This is a genomic window from Janthinobacterium sp. HH104 (assembly GCF_001758715.1).
Lineage (GTDB): Bacteria > Pseudomonadota > Gammaproteobacteria > Burkholderiales > Burkholderiaceae_D > Janthinobacterium > Janthinobacterium aestuarii.
Map to the genome: position 1 here is coordinate 234067 of NZ_LRIB01000013.1, position 17926 is coordinate 251992.

General features: G+C 65.4%; 14 protein-coding genes and 1 pseudogene. 7 read left to right on the forward strand and 8 right to left on the reverse strand.

Going from position 1 to position 17926, the window contains the following annotated elements; genetic code table 11:
- Positions 1-3 precede the first annotated feature (3 nt).
- From kdpB to JAB6_RS01915, 5 genes are all read left to right on the forward strand, one after another.
- Complete coding sequence (kdpB, locus tag JAB6_RS01895) at positions 4-2088, forward strand: potassium-transporting ATPase subunit KdpB (protein WP_070301171.1); 2085 nt, start codon at positions 4-6, stop codon at positions 2086-2088.
- A 10-nt stretch (positions 2089-2098) separates the two neighbouring features.
- Positions 2099-2674, forward strand: a complete 576-nt coding sequence (gene kdpC / locus JAB6_RS01900; protein ID WP_070301172.1) for a potassium-transporting ATPase subunit KdpC — start codon at positions 2099-2101, stop codon at positions 2672-2674.
- A 175-nt stretch (positions 2675-2849) separates the two neighbouring features.
- A complete protein-coding gene (locus tag JAB6_RS01905; protein ID WP_070301173.1) occupies positions 2850-5591 on the forward strand; it encodes a DUF4118 domain-containing protein in 2742 nt (913 codons plus the stop codon).
- On the forward strand, positions 5588-6286 hold the full coding sequence (gene kdpE / locus JAB6_RS01910) for a two-component system response regulator KdpE (protein WP_034746496.1): 699 nt from the start codon (positions 5588-5590) through the stop codon (positions 6284-6286). Before JAB6_RS01905 ends, kdpE begins: the two co-directional genes overlap by 4 nt.
- Positions 6287-6431: 145 nt before the next feature.
- Positions 6432-7181 carry a TorF family putative porin gene (locus JAB6_RS01915; protein ID WP_070301174.1) on the forward strand — a complete coding sequence of 250 codons (750 nt, stop codon included), beginning with the start codon at positions 6432-6434 and terminating at the stop codon, positions 7179-7181.
- A 56-nt stretch (positions 7182-7237) separates the two neighbouring features.
- On the opposite strand, the gene JAB6_RS01920 is transcribed toward JAB6_RS01915, so the two are convergent.
- Genes JAB6_RS01920 through JAB6_RS01930 form a run of 3 tightly spaced genes read right to left on the reverse strand, consistent with a single transcriptional unit; the run spans position 7238 to position 9091 of the window.
- On the reverse strand, positions 7238-7780 hold the full coding sequence (locus JAB6_RS01920; RefSeq protein ID WP_070301175.1) for a ParA family protein: 543 nt from the start codon (positions 7778-7780) through the stop codon (positions 7238-7240).
- Positions 7758-8795, reverse strand: a complete 1038-nt coding sequence (dapA, locus tag JAB6_RS01925; protein WP_070301176.1) for a 4-hydroxy-tetrahydrodipicolinate synthase — start codon at positions 8793-8795, stop codon at positions 7758-7760. Before dapA ends, JAB6_RS01920 begins: the two co-directional genes overlap by 23 nt.
- Positions 8792-9091, reverse strand: a complete 300-nt coding sequence (locus JAB6_RS01930) for a hypothetical protein (RefSeq protein WP_254671413.1) — start codon at positions 9089-9091, stop codon at positions 8792-8794. Before JAB6_RS01930 ends, dapA begins: the two co-directional genes overlap by 4 nt.
- Before the next feature lie 219 nt (positions 9092-9310).
- Between JAB6_RS01930 and JAB6_RS01935 the strand changes: the two genes are divergently transcribed.
- Together JAB6_RS01935 and JAB6_RS01940 are read left to right on the forward strand one after the other, a co-directional pair.
- Entirely contained in the window at positions 9311-10318 is a 1008-nt protein-coding gene (locus tag JAB6_RS01935) for a gamma-glutamyl-gamma-aminobutyrate hydrolase family protein (RefSeq protein ID WP_070301177.1), read from the forward strand.
- Positions 10315-11394, forward strand: coding sequence for an alginate lyase family protein (locus JAB6_RS01940; protein ID WP_139143250.1), 1080 nt, complete (start codon positions 10315-10317; stop codon positions 11392-11394). Before JAB6_RS01935 ends, JAB6_RS01940 begins: the two co-directional genes overlap by 4 nt.
- Here JAB6_RS01940 and JAB6_RS01945 read toward each other — a convergent pair whose 3' ends face one another.
- From JAB6_RS01945 to JAB6_RS01960, 5 genes and pseudogenes are all read right to left on the reverse strand, one after another.
- Positions 11395-13866, reverse strand: a complete 2472-nt coding sequence (locus JAB6_RS01945) for a TonB-dependent receptor (protein WP_083292520.1) — start codon at positions 13864-13866, stop codon at positions 11395-11397.
- Positions 13867-13961: 95 nt separating this feature from the next.
- Positions 13962-14606, reverse strand: a complete 645-nt coding sequence (locus tag JAB6_RS29645; RefSeq protein WP_254671450.1) for a FecR domain-containing protein — start codon at positions 14604-14606, stop codon at positions 13962-13964.
- A 189-nt stretch (positions 14607-14795) separates the two neighbouring features.
- Positions 14796-15278 (reverse strand): annotated as a pseudogene (locus JAB6_RS29650) (sigma-70 family RNA polymerase sigma factor); the annotation flags it as partial.
- Between the two features lie 268 nt (positions 15279-15546).
- Positions 15547-16677 carry a YbdK family carboxylate-amine ligase gene (locus JAB6_RS01955; RefSeq protein WP_070301178.1) on the reverse strand — a complete coding sequence of 377 codons (1131 nt, stop codon included), beginning with the start codon at positions 16675-16677 and terminating at the stop codon, positions 15547-15549.
- Positions 16678-17865: a cation:proton antiporter gene (locus JAB6_RS01960; protein ID WP_034746513.1), complete on the reverse strand. Its 1188-nt coding sequence runs from the start codon at positions 17863-17865 to the stop codon at positions 16678-16680.
- Positions 17866-17926: the final 61 nt, after the last annotated feature.

Below are 17926 nucleotides of genomic sequence, written 5' to 3' on the forward strand. Positions count from 1 at the left end.
ACCATGTCACGCACAAGCCTGACTTTGTTCGATTCCGCACTGATCGGCCCCGCCGTCGTCGATGCGTTCAAAAAACTCGACCCCCGCACGCAGTGGCGCAGCCCCGTGATGTTCGTCGTCTACGTGGGCAGCATCATCACGACCCTGCTGGCGACCCAGGCCGGGATCAGCGGCGGCCAGGGCGAAGCGCCATTCGGCTTCATCGTCGCCGTCGCCGTGTGGCTGTGGTTTACCGTGCTGTTCGCGAACTTCGCCGAAGCGCTGGCCGAAGGCCGCAGCAAGGCGCAGGCGGCCTCGCTGCGCGCCCTGAAGCAAACGGTGATGGCAAAGAAAATGCAGACACCGAAATACGGCACTTCCTGGCTGCCCACGCCGGCCACCGACCTGCGCAAGGGCATGACGGTGCTGGTCGAAGCCGGTGACGTGATTCCCGCCGACGGCGAAGTGACGGCCGGCGTGGCTTCCGTCGATGAAAGCGCCATCACGGGCGAATCGGCGCCAGTCATCCGCGAATCGGGCGGCGACTTTTCCGCCGTGACGGGCGGCACCCGCGTGCTGTCCGACTGGCTGCTGGTGCGCGTCTCCGTCAACCCCGGCGAAGCCTTCATCGACCGCATGATCGCCATGGTCGAAGGCGCCAAGCGCCAGAAGACACCGAACGAGATCGCCCTGACGATTCTGCTCGTGGCCCTGTCGATTGTCTTCCTGATCGTCACCGTGACCCTGTTGCCATACTCGCTGTTTTCCGTGGCGGCGGCTGGCACTGGCACGCCCGTGACGATCACGGTGCTGATCGCGCTGCTCGTGTGCCTGATTCCGACCACCATCGGCGGTTTGCTGTCCGCCATCGGCGTGGCCGGCATGAGCCGCATGATGCAGGCCAATGTGATCGCCACGTCGGGCCGCGCCGTGGAAGCGGCCGGCGACGTGGACGTGCTGCTGCTCGATAAAACGGGCACCATCACCCTGGGCAACCGCCAGGCGTCGAGCTTCGTGCCTGCGCCCGGCGTGACGGAGCAGCAGCTGGCCGACGCGGCGCAACTGGCCTCGCTGGCCGATGAAACGCCGGAAGGGCGCAGCATCGTCGTGCTGGCCAAGCAGAAGTTCAATATCCGCGAACGCGAGATGGCCAGCCTGCACGCTACCTTCGTACCGTTCACGGCGCAAACGCGCATGAGCGGCGTCGATATCGCGGGCGAACAGCAGGTGCGCCAGTTGCGCAAGGGCGCGGCCGATTCCATGAAAAAGTATGTGGAAGCGCTGGGCCAGCCGTATCCCGATGAAGTGGCGCGTGCCGTCGACGACATCGCGCGCCGCGGCAGCACGCCGCTGGTGGTGGTCGACGATGGCCGTGTCATGGGCGCCGTGGAACTCAAGGATATCGTCAAGGGCGGCATCAAGGAGCGCTTCGCGGAATTGCGCCGCATGGGTATCAAGACCGTCATGATCACGGGCGACAACAAGCTGACGGCTGCCGCGATTGCGGCCGAAGCGGGCGTGGACGATTTCCTCGCCGAAGCGACGCCGGAAGACAAGCTGAAACTGATACGCAGCTACCAGTCCGAAGGCCGCCTGGTGGCGATGACGGGCGACGGCACCAACGACGCGCCCGCGCTGGCGCAGGCCGACGTGGCTGTGGCCATGAATTCAGGCACGCAGGCGGCCAAGGAAGCGGGCAATATGGTCGACCTCGATTCGAACCCGACCAAGCTGCTGGAAATCGTTGAAATCGGCAAGCAGATGCTGATGACGCGCGGCTCGCTGACGACGTTCTCGATTTCGAACGACATCGCCAAGTACTTCGCCATCATTCCGGCCGCCTTCGTGGGCACCTATCCACAGCTGAAGGCGCTGGACATCATGCACCTGGCCAGCCCCGCGTCGGCCATCATGTCGGCCGTGATCTTCAATGCCCTGATCATCGTCGTGCTCATTCCGCTGGCGCTCAAAGGCGTGCAATACCGGGCCATCGGCGCGGCCAGCCTGTTGCGCCGCAATTTGCTGATCTATGGCCTGGGCGGCATCGTCCTGCCCTTCATCGGCATCAAGCTGATCGACATGCTGCTGTCCGCACTCAATTTAGTCTAAAGGAACCATCATGAGCACCATCGTACGTCCCGCCCTGGTCCTGTTTGCCGCGCTGACCGTGATCTGCGGCGTCGTCTATCCATTCGCCACGGCCGGCATCGGCCAGCTGGCCTTCAGCGATGAAGTCAACGGCAGCATCGTCGAGCGTGGCGGAAAACCCGTCGGCTCGACCCTGATCGGCCAGTCCTTCACGTCGCCCAAGTACTTCTGGGGCCGTCCATCGGCCACCGCGCCGATGGCCAATAACGGCGCCGGTTCGGGCGGCTCGAACCAGGGACCGACCAATCCGGCCCTGGTGGACGCCGTCAAGGCGCGCATCGCCGCCCTGACGGAAGCGGATCCCGGCAACATGCGCGCCATTCCCGTCGACCTGGTAACGGCGTCGGGCAGCGGCCTGGATCCGGAAATCAGCCTGGCCGGCGCCCTGTACCAGGCGCCGCGCGTGGCCCGTGTGCGCGCCATGCCGCTGGCGCAAGTGGAAAACGCCATCGCCAAGGTGCAGAAAACCGCATATATCGGCTTTTTCGGCGAACCGCGCGTGAATGTCCTGGAACTGAATCTGGCGCTCGATGCCATGGCAAAGTAAGCTGACAACGGCGCGTAGGTCGGCTTAGCGCAGCTTAAGCCGACACCACCACCAGCCAGGCCAACAATGTCGTCGGATTACGCGCAAGCGCTAATCCGACCTACGTGCTTACGTCGCCGCTTGGCGCCACGGCAAAATAACAAGATAGCATTAAGCAAGAAGATTAAAATACAACATGCTCCCCAACGACAGCCAACGCCCCGACCCTGATGCCCTGCTGGCGCAAGTGCAGGCGCAGGAAAAGAAAGCCGCGCGCGGCCGGCTGCGCATTTATTTTGGCGCCTCGGCCGGCGTCGGCAAGACGTATGCGATGCTGGCGGCCGCGCGCAAATTGCTGGCCGATGGCCAGGACTTGCTGGTGGGCGTGGTGGAGACGCATGGGCGCCAGGATACGGCGGCCCAGTTGGACGGCTTGCCCGTGCTGCCCCTGAAGGCCATCGAGTACCGGGGCAAGACCCTGTACGAGTTCGACCTCGACGAAGCGCTGCGTCGCGCGCCGCCTTTGATACTGATGGATGAACTGGCCCACTCGAACGTGGCCGGTTCGCGCCATCCGAAGCGCTGGCAGGATGTCGAGGAATTGCTGGCGGCCGGCATCGACGTGCTGTCGACCGTCAACGTGCAGCATCTGGAAAGCCTCAATGACGTGGTGGGGGGGATCACGGGCGTGCGCGTGGCCGAAACCCTGCCCGACACGGTATTCGACCGCGCCGACGAAGTGGTGCTCGTCGATATCCCCGCCGATGAACTGCTGCGCCGCCTGAAGCAGGGCAAGGTGTATCAGCCGTTGCAGGCCGAGCGGGCGTCGCAGCATTTTTTCCGCAAGGGCAATCTGATCGCCCTGCGCGAACTGGCCTTGCGCCGCACGGCGGACCGGGTGCAGGACGACGTGCAGGCTTACCGCGTCGAGAAATCGATCAACCCCGTATGGAAGACGGGCGCCGCGCTGCTGGCCTGCGTGGGACCGCACGCGGGGGGCGAACACGTAATCCGCAGCACGGCGCGCCTGGCCAGCCAGCTGAATGCGGAATGGCATGCGCTGTACGTGGAAACGCCACGTTTGCAGCGCCTGCCGGCGGGCCAGCGCGAACGTATTTTGAAAACCCTGAAACTGGCGCAGGACCTGGGCGCGCGCACGGCCATTGTGCCGTCCGCCGACATCGCCGGCGCCGTGGTCGAGTATGCGCGCAGCGCGAATATCTCCAAAGTCATCGTGGGCCGTGGCCGCGCTGGTGTGCTGGCGCGCCTGTGGCAGGCGCCGCCGGCCGCGCGCATGGCCAGTCTGGCGCCCGATATCGATCTGATCGAGGTGGGCTTGCCGCCAGCCGATGCGGCGCCCCGGCGCGCAAGCGGCGACGATGCGGAAGCGCCGCGCCGGTCCTCGCGCCATTGGCGCTACATCGTGGCCGCCGGCGTCAGCCTGGCCACGGCCCTCGCCTCGGTTCCATTACAGCCTTATCTTGACCTGGCCAATATCGCCATGCTGTCCCTGCTGACGGTGGTGCTGGTGGCCGTGCGCCTGGGGCGCGGGCCGGCGGCGCTGGCCAGCCTGGTGGGCGTGGCCAGCTTCGATTTCATCTTCGTGCCGCCCCGTTTCTCGTTTGCCGTGGGCGATTTCCAGTATGTGATCACGTTTGGCGTGATGCTGGCCGTGGGCCTGATCACGGGCCACCTGACGGCCGGCCTGCGCTTCCAGGCGCGCGTGGCCTCGCACCGCGAAGCGCGCGCCCGCGCCCTGTACGAATTTTCGCGCGAGTTGTCCGGCGTGCTGCAGACGGAGCAGATTTTCGACATCACGAAAAGCGCCATCGAACGGGCTTTCCGCGCACGTGCCACCTTGCTGCTGCCCGATGACGAAGGCAGCTTGCAAGCTGCGAACGGCGGCGAGGCGCTCGATATCGGCATCGCCCAGTGGGCCTTCGACCATGCGCAGGCGGCAGGCACGGGTACCGACACCTTGCCGGCGTCACCCATTTTCTACCTGCCGCTGATCGCACCGATGCGCACGCGCGGCGTGTTGGCGCTGCTGCCGCTCGAGGGCGCGCAGCGCGGACGCTGGCTGCTGGTGCCGGAACAGCGCCAGCACCTCGATACCTTTGCCGCTCTGGCGGCCATCGCCCTCGAGCGCGTGCACTACATCGACGTGGCCCAGGGCGCGCTGCTGCAGATGGAGTCCGAGCGGCTGCGCAATTCGCTGCTGGCGGCCCTGTCGCACGACTTGCGCACGCCCTTGACGTCGCTGGTGGGCCTGGCCGAATCGCTGGCCTTGTCGCGGCCGGCGCTGTCGCCCGCGCAGCTGGACATGGCGCGCTCGCTGCAGTCCGAAACCGTGCGCATGAGCGCCCTGGTGGCGAACTTGCTGGACATGGCGCGCATCGAGAGCGGCCAGGTGCGCCTGAACCTGCAATGGCAGGCGCTGGAAGAAGTGGTGGGCAGCGCGCTGCGCGCCAGCGGCCCGCAATTGCAGCAGCATGCCGTGCAGACGCAGCTGGCACCGGACTTGCCGCTGGTGCGCTACGACGCCGTGCTGGTCGAGCGTGTGCTGTGCAACCTGCTGGAAAACGCGGCCAAGTACACGCCGCCCGGCAGCACCATCACGGTCGCGGCTGGAGTGCACGGCCAGTTCCTGCAGGTGACGGTGCTGGACGATGGCCCGGGCTTGCCGCCCGGCCGCGAAGAAGCCATCTTTGAAAAATTCACGCGCGGCGAACGCGAATCGAACAAGCCTGGCGTCGGCCTGGGGCTGGCCATTTGCCGCGCCATCGTCGAAGCCCACGGCGGCACCATCCACGCACAGCCGCACGTGCCGGGACAGGGGGCCTCCATCGTCTTCAGCCTGCCGCTGGGTACGCCGCCGGCGCCGCCCGAGCTCGAGTTCGATGACGCCAACGACTATGAAACAGGAAAATCAATATGAACGAACCTTCCGCCACCGCCTTGCTGGTCGAGGATGAGCCGCAAATCCGCCGCTTCGTGCGCGCCGCGCTGGAAGACGAGGGCTGGCAGATTTTCGAGTCCGCCACCATGCAGCGGGGCTTGATCGATGCGGGCACGCGCCGGCCCGACCTGATCGTGCTGGACCTGGGGCTGCCCGATGGTGATGGCATCGATTTCATCGCCGACATCCGCAAATGGTCGGCCGTGCCCATCATCGTGCTGTCGGCGCGCGTCGACGAGCAGGACAAGATCCGCGCGCTCGATGCGGGCGCCGATGACTACTTGACCAAGCCGTTTGGCGTGGGCGAATTGCTGGCCCGCGTGCGCGCCACCCTGCGCCGCCAGCGCCAGCCCGCCGCCAGCGACGATGGTGTGGTGCAGTTTGGCGACGTGCGCGTCGACCTGAAGGACCGTCTGGTGACGCGCAACAAGCAGCTGGTGCACATGACACCGACGGAATTCCGTTTGCTGTCCGTGCTCGTGAAAAACGCGGGCAGGGTGGTCACCAATCCACAACTGCTGCGTGAAGTGTGGGGGCCGTCGAACAGCGAAAACGGCCACTACCTGCGTATCTACATGGGCCATCTGCGCCAGAAGCTGGAAGCCGATCCGGCCCAGCCGCAGTACCTGCTGACGGAAACGGCCGTCGGCTACCGGCTGCTGCTGCCGCTCTAGCCAACTTTATATCCCCTGTTTGAAAACAGGCGCCGCGCGCGCCAGGGGGACGCTTTACTTAAAATTTTTGCAGCGATTTTTTGCAGCGGCGGGCCAGCTGCGCCATGTTGGCAAAGGCCCATACCACCGATGAAGAAGAACAACCATGAACAAAATGCTACTTGCACTTGCCGTCGCCACAGCCTTGACGGGCAGCCTGGCCCACGCGGACGAGGCCAAGCCCGATAATGAAGTGAGCTTCAACGTGGCCGGCGTATCCGACTACCGTTACCGCGGCATCTCGCAGACGCGCTTGAAACCGGCGCTGCAGGGCGGCGTCGACTACGTCAACAATCCGACGGGCCTGTATGCAGGCGCCTGGGCTTCCACCATCAAGTGGACCAAGGACGCGGGCGGCAGCGGCGACGTGGAAGTGGACCTGTATGCGGGCAAGCGCGGCCAGTTGAGTAGCGATGTTGGCTATGACGTGGGCGTGCTCGCCTATGTGTATGCGGACAACGGCTTGAAGCACGTCGCCGGCTTGGCCGACGCGGACACGCAGGAAGTCTACGGCCAGCTGTCGTATGGCCCCGCCTATATCAAGTATTCGCACGCCGTTTCGAACCTGTTCGGCATCGTCAACAGCAAGAACAGCGGCTACCTGGACATCGGCGCGAATATCGACCTGACGAACGGCTGGACCGGCAACCTGCACGCGGGCCACCAGAAGGTCAAGAACAATGATGCATCGAGCTACACGGACTGGAAAGTGGGCGTCACGCGCGACTTCGGCATCGTGACGGGCGCGCTGGCCGTGATCGGCACGAACGCGGGCAAATCGGCCTATGCCTCGCCCGTGAATGGCAAATTCATGGGCAAGACGGCGCTGCAGCTGACGGTCAGCAAGACGTTTTAATTGACAGAGAAGAGAGGCGGCGCATGCGCCGCCTTTTTTTTGCGTGCCCGGCCCGGCTAGGCGGGCAGGTTGAAAACGGCGCAGTACAGCTGCCCCAGGCTGACCACGCGGGCGGCCGGGATCTGCGCGGCCAGGGCATGGGCGGGCACCGCTTGCGTGTCCGCTGCCAGCAGCACGCGCAGGCCCGGATTGATGCTGCGCGCATGTGCGATGCGGCGCGCCAGGCCCGATTGCGCGGCGGCGTTGACGACACCGTCGAGCGGCACCACCAGTACGCGCGCGGCGACCAGGGCCGAACGGCTGCCCATGGAGTCGCGGCCTTCGCTGTCGATGACGATGTCGTGGTAGCAGTGCACCAGGTGTTCCAGCTCCGGCTGCAAACCCTTGGCGCTGATGGCGCGCGCCATCAGGCGCGGCCGCGTCAGGCTGCCGTGCATGGCGCCGTCGTGCATATTCCTCGCCTGCGCCATGGCGCCCTGGCGCGGATCGGCGTCGAGCAGCAATACCTTGCGCCCGGCCAGCGCGCGCGACGCGGCCAGCCGCCCGGCCAGGACGGATTTCTCCATCCCTCCGCGTTCATCCGTGATGGCGATGATCATCTTGGCGCACGGCTGGCATGATGTTGGCAGGGGAAACCAGCTGCAGCAGGCAGCCTTCGCGCGGCGCATCCCTGTCGCTGGCCGTCCATACGGGCAGTTCCAGCAGGGGCTCGAGTGCCGCGGCCAGGGCGGCCTGGCCGGCGGAAGACATCGGCGTCATCGGCAGGCGCAAGGCGTTGCGCACCTTGCCCTGTATGGCTAGCGCTGCTTTGACGGGAGCGGGATTCGGTTCGGCAAACAGCAGGCGGATGACGGGCAGCATGGTCTTGAACAGGGCGCCGGCGGCGCCGTGGCGGCCCTGCCTGACGAGGTGGTACAGCTGCGCATACAGGTCGGGGCGCACCTGGGCGGCGGCCGACATGGCGCCGTGGCCGCCCATGGACAGGCTGGCCAGCAGCAGGGCATCGTCGCCGCACAGCACGTCCAGGCGCGTGTCGAGCAGCAGTTCGCCCAGCTGCTGCAGCTTGCCGCCCGCTTCCTTGATGGCGACGAAGTGCGAGTCGCGCGCCAGCAGGGCGGCCGTCTGCGGTTCGATATTGACGCCCGTGCGGGCCGGCACGTTGTACAGCACGATGGACTGGTCGGTGGCGCCGGCGATGGCCTGGAAGTGGCGCACGATGCCGTCCTGCGACGGGCGCACATAGGCGGGGGCGGAGACCAGCAGACCGGCCAGCGGATGGTCGTTGTAGCGCTGAACCGTGGCGACGACATTGCGCGTATCGCTGCCGCCTATTCCCATCACGACGGGGAAGCGTGGACCGACGGCTTCGAGCACGCTGTCTAACAGCATGGTCTGTTCGGCGGCGCTCAGCATGGCCGCTTCGCCCGTGGTGCCGCACACCACGAGGCCGTCGATGCCGCTGGCGGCCAGCTCGCACGCGAGCTGCTGGGCCGCGTCGAAGTCGATGTCGCCGTCGTCATCCCGGAAGGGCGTGACCATCGGCACCCAGATGCCCTGGAAGTGCGTGGTGATGCGCATCGAGGACATCGCCTGCTCGCAGGAATACTGGTTCATAGCGATTTCCCCTGGCTGATGCGGCCAAATTCCGCCGCCGGCAGCAGGCGCATGACGGCGTCCATCGTCAGGCGCAGGGCCGGTTCCGTCACGCACAGCCAGACTTTCATGCGCTCGGCGTGGTCGACCGCCTCGACGCGCATGAACGACAGCATGCCGCCGCACGTCCTGACGACCAGCTGGCGCAGCTCGGCCAGGCAGGCTTTGTCGACCGTGATATGCATGAGGACAGTGGGCAGGCGCGGGTGGCGGTGGGGCAGGGCTTGATGTGCGGACAGGCGTGAATGGGGTTCCATGGTGGCTTTGCAGCGGTGGTTGAGGTACGTTCAAGATTAGCAGCGGGGGCGTAAAGATTCTCTAAAAAGCGGGGCCGCCAGCGTAAACGGGGCGTATGCGTTTGCCGCCGGCGTGTTGCGTGGATGCCCCGCAGGTATGCTTTTGTTACAAAATTGAATCGTGCTTTCGGAAGCAGGGGTTTATATTGAAACCGTTCTCCGCTTTCAGTCAGCCCCGCCATGTCAGACGAAAAAGATCCCCAGCAGCCCCCGTCCACCGACCCAGCGCCGCCAGAGCCAGCACCGGCGCGGCCCGACCGGGTCGGCCGCCGGGCACCCGATGACGAGCACCGCGCGCGCGACGCCGCCCCCCGCTACCTGAAGGATAACGACACGCCGCTGGCGCTGGCCTGGCGGGTGATCTCGTCGCGCTACCGCTCCATGCGCGACAAGGCCAGCCGCGATTTCATGCGGCGCACCCTGCGCATCGGCATCTCGGCACGCATTTTCCACCCCGAGCCGGGCGCCACTGGCCTGCGCAGCAAGAACCTGCAATACCTGGAAGAGTCGATCGCGCAGTGGGTCATGTCGCGCGACGTGCTGGTGTTCATGATCCCGACCGTCAATACCAACGGTCAGCTACACCCGAGTAACATCACCCTGCGCCACTATGCGCGCCACCTGGACGGCCTGGTGCTGCAGGGGGGCGCCGACGTCTCGCCGCAGACGTATTCCGAGGCGGCCACGCGGCCCGAATGGAACGGCGACCGCGCGCGCGACCTGTACGAACTGGAACTGCTGCACGAATTCGTCGATGCGGGCAAACCCGTGCTGGGCATATGCCGCGGCTGCCAACTGATCAACGTGGGCTTTGGCGGCACACTGTACCAGGACATCGCTTCGGACGTGGAAGGCGCCACCTCGCACGTCAACGACCTGTATGACCGTCACCGCCACACCATCGTCTTCCCGAAAGGCTCGTCGCTGGCGGGCATGTTCCCGAAGGCGGGCGAGGCGCTCGTCAATTCCATCCACCACCAGTCGGTCAAGGACCTGGGGCGCGACGTCACCGTGGAAGCGTATTCGCAAGGGGACAACATCGTCGAAGCCATCCGCTACCAGCGGGCGCGTTTCGTCATGGGCTTGCAGTGGCACCCGGAATTCCATTCGGCGGGCGGCGTCGAGCTGCTCGATTGCACGCCCATCCTCGATAATTTCTTGCGCGCGGCGCGGGAGACGCGGTTTTGAGTGCGCACCTGATGCGCCGGCGCATGGTGCTGACGGGCCTGCTGGCATTGCCCCTGGCGGGCTTGCGCGCGGCGCCGCGTCCGCACGACGGCCCGCTGGCGTTTGCCTTGACCTCCGCCGCGCGGGCCCGCATGCTCAAGGCGAAGGTGGCGCCGGCCATCGCCGAACAGGTGCTCAAGGCGGCGCGCAAGGATGCGGCGCGGCCCGTGCATCTGATGGCCGAAGTGCGCACGGGCGGCTTGCTGAAGGGCGAGGGCGGGCGCGAGACCAGCCAGCAGGCGCAGGAAGACTGGCGCCAGGCGCGCTTGCAGGCGCTGGCCTGGCGGCTGTCTGGCGAGATGGCGCATTTCGAGGCGGCGCGCCAGCTGCTGCTGGCCTGGAGCGGCAGTTATCAGCCCTCGTTCAGTCCCGTGGACGAGACGGAGCTGGCCAGCCTGCTGATGGGCTTTGACCTGGTACAGGAACGCTTGAACGGCGTCGAGCGCGAGCAGGTGCAGGCGTTTTGCCGCACCCTGGCGAACGGGTATCTGAGTGATCCCATCAAGGTGGGCGGCCCGTCCACGGCGCGCAACAACTGGCACAGCCACCGCATCAAGATCGGCACGGCCGCCGCGTATGTCACGGGCGACGCCTTGCTGATCGCGCGCGCGAAGGAGCGCTTCCTGGCGCACGTGCCGCGCAATATCGGCGCCGGCGGCGTGCCCTTCGACTTCGAGCAGCGCGACGCCCTGCACTACACCACCTACAGCCTGGAGCCGCTGCTGACGACGGCTCTGATGGCGCAGGCGCATGGCGACGACTGGTATGGCGCGCCGGAAGCGAAGCGCCTTGCCGAGGCGCTGGCCTGGCTGTCACCGTATGCGCAGGGCAAAAAGACGCACGAGGAATTCGCGAAAAGCGCCGTGCCCTTCGACCGCAAGCGCGTGGCGGCCGGCGAAAAGGGCTTTACGGGGAATTGGGAACCGAAGGGCGCCGCCAATGTGTATTTGCTGGCGGCGCGCTTCGATCCCGCTTACCAGTCCCTGGCGCTGGAATTGCATCCGCCAGCCTGGGCGCTGGCGCTGTACGGCAACTGATTAAAACTTCGTGCGCAAGGTCAGCATGACATTGCGCGGTTCGCCGTAAAAGCCCGTCTGGAACAGGCCCAGGCCCGTGAAGTACTTTTTACCCGTCAGGTTGTTCACGTTCAGGCTGGCCGTTGTGTTCTTGCTGATTTCGTAGCGGGCCAACAGGTTGACCAGGGCAAAGCCGCCTTGTTCAATGCGCGCATAGTCATTGGCGGCCGGGTTCCAGATATGGCCGTAGAAGCCGCTTTGCCAGTTGACGCCACCTCCCACGGTGATTTTATTCAGGCTGGCCGGCAGGCGCCATGTCCCCTGCACGCGCAGCAGGTGCGGCGGCTGCGTCGTTTGCAGCATGGTGGAAAACACTTCCTGTCCATCCTTGTCGCGGATACGCGTATAGGTATAGCCGGCGCTCAGTTTCACATCGTTCAGCACTTCGCCGGTCACTTCCATTTCCAGGCCGCGGCTGGTGACGCCGTCGATGCCTTCATACGCTTCCTCGCCATTGACCTCGCCCACATAGTTGGCCACGTTGCTCTGGCGGATCTGGTACAGCGAGGCGCTGGCGTTGACTTTACCTTCCAGGAATTCGGCTTTCACGCCCGCCTCGAAACCCTTGCCGCGCACGGGGGCGAGGAAGTTGCGGTTCATGTCGCGGTTGCTTTGCGGCGCGAAGATGCTCGTGTAGCTGCCGAAGAGGGAATAGGTTTTGTCCAGGTCATACACGACGCCCGCATACGGCGTGATGACATTGCTTTCGTCGATACGCGAGGTGATGTGCGCTGTGCCGCTGTCGAAGAAGGTACGGTCCTGGTCCTGCTTGTAGTTGCTGACGCGCGCGCCGACGATGACGGACAGCGCATCCAGGGGACGCAGGCGCAGCGCGCCATACAGGCCACTCTGGCGTGTCTTGTCGTTGTCGTTGCCCAGGCGCGTGAACGCCGGTTCCGCGTACTGGCCGCGCCAGTCGAAGTAGCTGCCTTCCACGGGCGGATAGACCGACTCATATACGGGGCCATCCTGCTTTGCCGTCGATGAAGAATAGCCAAGCATCGCTTCGTGGCGGCGGCCGAAGGCCGTAAATGGTCCGCTGGCGTCCACGTTGACGGTGGTCTGGCGGCGGTCGCCCTTGTATTTACCCATGAAGAAGTAGGCGCCTTCGCCCGTGACGGGATCGGGATTGCCGCCGCTGGCTGAACCGAGCACGCTGTCATGCTTGCTGCGCAGCTGGTTGGCGCTCAATTTCAGTTTCCACTCGTTGGCGAACGTATGTTCGAGCGACGAGAACAGCGTGGTGTTCTGCATGTCGCGGCGGCTCCAGTCCGTGGCCGGGTTCCACGAGGTGGGGAAATCCGTGCGCGAGCCGTCGGCCAGCAGCACGGGGAAGCCGGTCCACGTCGAGCCGCGCGGCTTGTAGTCCTGGTGCGTGAAGCCGGCCGTCAGCAGGGTGACGGGCGTCAGGTCCGCTTCGATGATGCCGTAGGCGACGGATTTCTGCTGTGTGTAGCGGTCCAGGTGGGAATGCTTGTCCTGGTAGGCGCCCACCAGGCGGCCGCGCACCGTGCGGCTGTCGTTGAGCGGGCCGGAAACATCGGCTTCGCCGCGGTAGTTGTCCCAGGATCCCGCACCCAGGGTGGCCGAGCCCTCGAAGGCTGCGGTGGGGCGCTTGCGCACCATGTTGACGGTGGCCGACGGGTCGCCCGAGCCGCTCATCAAGCCCGTTGCACCCTTGAGCACTTCGATGCGGTCGTAGATGGCCATGTCGCTGTTCGTCGTGCCCCAGTCGTAGACGCCGTCATAGATGGCCGACACGCCGTCATACTGGAAATTGGTGACGGAAAAGCCGCGCGCCCAGAAGCTCCAGCGGTCGCTGTCATAGTTTTGCACGTTGACGCCATTGACGTTCTTCATGACGTCGGAGACGGCATTGCTGTTCTGGTCATCCATCTGCTGGCGCGTGACGATGGTCAGCGATTGCGGCGTTTCGCGCTGCGTCAGGGCTAGGCCCATGGCGCCGCTGGCGGGGCCGCCCGTATAGCTGCCCGTGCCGCTGGTGACGGCGCTGCGTTCGGCTGCCGCCACCACGGTGACGCCGCCCATGACGGCCACGCCGCGGCTGCCCGCCGAAGGGGCGCCGGCGCTGGCGGGGATTTTCTGCAGCAGGTAGCCGCCATTCGCCTGCGGCACGGCTTGCAGGCCGCTGCCGGCCAGCAGCATGCGGAAACCATCGTGCACGCCATAGCTGCCTTGCAGGCCGGCGCTGCGCAAGCCTTGCGTGGCATCGCTGGAGAACGACAATAAAATGGCGCTGTCGCTGCCGAAGCGCGTCAGCACGTCGCCGAGCGCACCGGCGGGAATGCTGTAGGTGCGCACTTGCCGGGTTTGCGCCTGGGCCGATGCCGGCAGGGCCAGGGCCATGCCGATCTGCGACAGGGCGCAGGCGAGGACGGTGCGGGTAAGGAGGGAACGCGAAGCGTGGTGCATGGAATAAAACCTTTCGTGGATGCGCAAGATGGAGACTGCCTATCTTCCAGGTCACGCAAGCACGGCGAAACAGCTCACTTTGCAGAAAATATTTTTCAGCGGGCCGCCAGTTCGATCCTGACGACTTGATGGCCCCAGAAGCGCGTGACGGTATGGCGCCGCAGCTGCAGGCTGGCGCCGACGGCGTCGAGGATGGCATCGACATCGGCCAGCGGGTAGGAGCCGGAGACGCGCAGGCCGGCGATGGCGGGCGCGCAGCTCAATGGATGGTCGCTGTAGCGCGACAGCTCGGCGAGGAAATCGGCCAGGCGCATGTCGCGCGCCACCAGCATGCCATTGAGCCACGCGCCGCCATACGGCGCCAGGGCCTGGCGGTGCACGCCCGTGCCGTCGAAATGGGCGCCTTCGCCGGGACGCAGCACCATGCGCTGCGCGCCATCATCGGCCAGCACGGCGACGGCCCCTTCGAGCACGCCGGCGCTGGCGTATTGCTCGTGCAGGCGCACGGTGAAACGCGTGCCCAGCGCCTGCAGGCTGCCGTGCGGCGTACCGACGAAGAAGGGGCGCTGCACCGCATCCTTGCCGGTGGCGATGAAGATTTCGCCAGCCAGCAGTTCGATGCGGCGCTGTGCGCCGTCGTAAGCGATATTGACTGCGCTATTGGTATTGAGCGTGAGCTGCGTGCCGTCATCGAGGGTCACGACGCGGCGCTGGTTGACGGCCGTGCGGTAGTCGGCCATCCAGCCGCGCCATGGGCTGCGGCGTTCGAACGCATACAGCGAGGCACCGCAGGCCAGCAGCAGTGCCAGCGTCTTGACGGCGTGGCGGCGCGGCGCGTTCGCTTGCACGCAGGCGCGCAGCAGGGTCGCGTGCACGGCGGACGGCAGGTGTTCGTGCTGCGTTTGCAGCTGCTGCCACGCCTGCGTGGCGCTGCCGGCGCGCTGCAGATGGCGTTTCACGGTGGCCAGCGAGATGCCGAGCTGGCGCGCGATGTCTTCCTGCGGCAGTTCGTCGAGCTGGCGTAGCAAAAAAGCCCGTTTCACGGGAGGCGGCAAGCCGTCGAGCATGCGGTCGAGTTCAAACACGGTGGCCAGCAGCAGCGCCCGATCCTCGGGCGACGGCGCATGCAGGGGCGGCAGCTGCGCCAGCACGTCGAGATAAGCCTGTTCCAGTTTCTGGCGGCGGTAATGGTTGAACAGCACGCGCTGGGCGACGGTGGCGAGAAAGGCGCGCGGCTCGCGCGCGGCGACGGCGTCTTCGCGGTCGAGCAGGCGCATGAAGGTGTCCTGCGCCACATCGGCCGCGCACGCCGTGCTGCCCAGTTTCTTGCGCAGCCAGCCCTGCAGCCAGCCGTGGTGGTCGGCATACAGTGTCGCGATGTCCTGGCGTTGTAACGGCTTTGCCAGCGGCATCGCATTCCCCTTGCATGACCGGCCCGGTGGGCTGGCGTTTTTAAACAATAATAAGAATCATTCTCACTTATTGTAACAAGCGGGGGATGGCGCTGTAAATAACGGGGAGGCGCGGTGTGGTTTTTTGGTTGACGTTATTGAATGCTGGGGTCTGACCCGGCGGGTCAGACCCCAAGGACCGTAATCCGACGCCAACCACTGGCGCTAACAATGTTGTCGGATTACGCCCTACGGGCTAATCCGACCTACGTTACCATGCAGAGCAGCCTTAGTAGTTCATCGCTTCGCCACGGAAGCAGCGGATCGCCGAATCGACCATGCCCTCGGCGCTGCCCTGCAAGCTGTGCTGCTTGCGCAGATATTGCGCGTCGCTCCATTGCTTGGCCACGTCCGACAGGTGTTTCAGGGCCGGCGTGCTGCCCAGCGCCTCGGCGTGCGGTTCCATCTTGCGCAGCGTCGTCATGATGTCTTCGCGCAGCGACATCGTCTCGTAGGTTTTCGGATGCGTGATGGCGCCATCGAGGCCGAAGCGGCAAGCCTGGAAGCGGTTGTAGTTATATACGAGGTAATCGTCTTCGACCGGCGGCACCTCCTTGCGTTCGAGCAGGTAGCGGCACAGTGCCTGCAGGTAGGCGGCCAGTGCGGCGGCACGCTCCACCGTCAGCGGCGTGTCGCACACGCGCAGTTCGATGGTGCCGAATTCCGGCTTGGGACGGATATCCCAGTAAAAGTCCTTCATGCTCTTGATGATGCCCGTGTTCTCCATCTTGGCGAAATACTCGTTGGAGAACTGGTCCCAGCTCAGGGTGAACGGCGCGCGCCCGCTCATGGGAAACGCGAACACGGAGTTCAGACGGGCCGAGTCGAACAGGGTGTCGCGCCCCTGCACGTAGGGCGAGGAAGCCGACAGGGCGATGAAGTGGGGGATGTAGCGGTTCAGCGAATGCAGCAAAAACATGGCGTCATCGCCCGAGGCGCAGCCGATGTGCACGTGCTGGCCGAAGATGGTGAACTGCTTGGCCAGGTAGCCGTACAGCTCCGAGATTTCCTGGAAGCGGGGCTTGGAAAAGATCTTTTGCGACGACCATTGCTGGAACGGGTGCGTGCCGCCGCCCGCGATGCCGATATTGAGCTTGTCGCCGGCCGTGATCAAGGTGTCACGGATTTCCTGCAACTGCGCCAGCAGGGGGCCGTGATGCGTGTGCACGCTCGAGTTAATCTCGATCATGCTCTCGGTGATTTCCGGCGTGACGTTGCCGGGGAACGGCTTTTTATTCAGCAGATGCAGCAGGTCGGGGCTGGCGGCCGTCAAGTCATAGTCCGACAGGTTCACCAGTTGCAGTTCGAGTTCGACGCCGAAGGTCAGCGCGGCCGATTGGCCAAAGGGTTCCAGCGGCATTTAGCGCTCCTTGATTTCATGGGTTTCTTTGGCCAGCATCAGCACGCGCTGCACCAGCACGGGGCCGACCAGTTCCAGGCCCAGGGTGATGGCGGCCAGGGCGTTCAATTCGTCGCCGAAGTTCACGCCGTGCTGGCGCGCGTGTTCGAGCAGCAGGATGATGAAGACGGAAACGGGCGTCAGCGCCACGCCCGTCAGCACGCCCTTGCGCCAGGAAATGCCGCTCACGTGCGAAAACGCGGCCACGCCGGCGACCTTCGTCAGCAAGCGTCCGCCGACGACGGCCAGGGCCAGGCCCGCGCCGGCCGTCACGCTGGCCCATTCCAGGGTCGAGGCGGCATACACGAACAGCAGCACCGTCAGCAGCTCGCCCATGGCGCCGAAATTGCGCTGCGCCTGGCTGAAGGCGACACGGCGGTGGCGCGCCACCAGGCCGAAGGTGAGCGTGGCCAGCAGCGGCGACAGGCTGGTGGTGTAGGTCAGGGCGACGAGCAGCATCACCGACAGCGCGAACGCCACGGTGGCGTCCTGCGCCATATTGCCCAGGCGGCGCAGCATGGCCGGCACGACGATGCCGAAGACGGTGCCGGCGGCAACCGAGGCGGCCAGCACGGCGGCGCTGCTGCTGCTCGCCTCGATCAAATCGGTGGAGCTCTGGAACATCCAGAAACCGACGATGATGTTGAACGTGAAGACGGCCAGCACGCAATTCAAGGCCGTGAGGTGGACGATGCGTTCCGTGACCTGGCCCGAGCTGCGTTCCTCGTTGATGACGCGCATGATGGTGGCCGGCGAGGTGGACATGGCCAGCGACGCAAGCAGCAGCGCCGTCATCGAAGTGCTGCCGAATTCGATGCCGATGAAGTAGACGACGGTAAAGGTCAGCAGGGACTCGACCAGGCCCGTGACGGCGATCCACGGGTTGTTCTTCAGCCAGCGCAGGTTGATGCGGTAGCCTACCTCGAACAGGATCAGGCCGAAGGCCACGTCGGCCAGCACCAGCATGGGGCCGGCGTCCGTCTGCGGCAGGATGCCGACCTGCGTCTGCGCGAGGACGAAGCCGATCACGCCGTAAAAACTGATGCGCGGCAGGCCCGTCCAGCGGTGGCCGAATTCGCCCACTACCCAGGCCAGGGTAATGGCGAACGGCCAGGACAGGTCGGCGGCGATCGAGATCAGACTTTGCATGCTCATTCCTTTGAAAATGGCGCTGGCACCGGCCGGCAGCACGGGGGCTGGCGCGGCAATG

Coding starts and splice junctions, on each gene's coding strand:
- kdpB (WP_070301171.1), top strand. CDS start 4: ATGTCACGCACAAGCCTGACTTTGTTCGATTCCGCACTGATCGGCCCC.
- kdpC (WP_070301172.1), top strand. CDS start 2,099: ATGAGCACCATCGTACGTCCCGCCCTGGTCCTGTTTGCCGCGCTGACC.
- JAB6_RS01905 (WP_070301173.1), top strand. CDS start 2,850: ATGCTCCCCAACGACAGCCAACGCCCCGACCCTGATGCCCTGCTGGCG.
- kdpE (WP_034746496.1), top strand. CDS start 5,588: ATGAACGAACCTTCCGCCACCGCCTTGCTGGTCGAGGATGAGCCGCAA.
- JAB6_RS01915 (WP_070301174.1), top strand. CDS start 6,432: ATGAACAAAATGCTACTTGCACTTGCCGTCGCCACAGCCTTGACGGGC.
- JAB6_RS01920 (WP_070301175.1), bottom strand. CDS start 7,780: ATGATCATCGCCATCACGGATGAACGCGGAGGGATGGAGAAATCCGTC.
- dapA (WP_070301176.1), bottom strand. CDS start 8,795: ATGAACCAGTATTCCTGCGAGCAGGCGATGTCCTCGATGCGCATCACC.
- JAB6_RS01930 (WP_254671413.1), bottom strand. CDS start 9,091: ATGGAACCCCATTCACGCCTGTCCGCACATCAAGCCCTGCCCCACCGC.
- JAB6_RS01935 (WP_070301177.1), top strand. CDS start 9,311: ATGTCAGACGAAAAAGATCCCCAGCAGCCCCCGTCCACCGACCCAGCG.
- JAB6_RS01945 (WP_083292520.1), bottom strand. CDS start 13,866: ATGCACCACGCTTCGCGTTCCCTCCTTACCCGCACCGTCCTCGCCTGC.
- JAB6_RS29645 (WP_254671450.1), bottom strand. CDS start 14,606: ATGGCCGACTACCGCACGGCCGTCAACCAGCGCCGCGTCGTGACCCTC.
- JAB6_RS01955 (WP_070301178.1), bottom strand. CDS start 16,677: ATGCCGCTGGAACCCTTTGGCCAATCGGCCGCGCTGACCTTCGGCGTC.
- JAB6_RS01960 (WP_034746513.1), bottom strand. CDS start 17,865: ATGCAAAGTCTGATCTCGATCGCCGCCGACCTGTCCTGGCCGTTCGCC.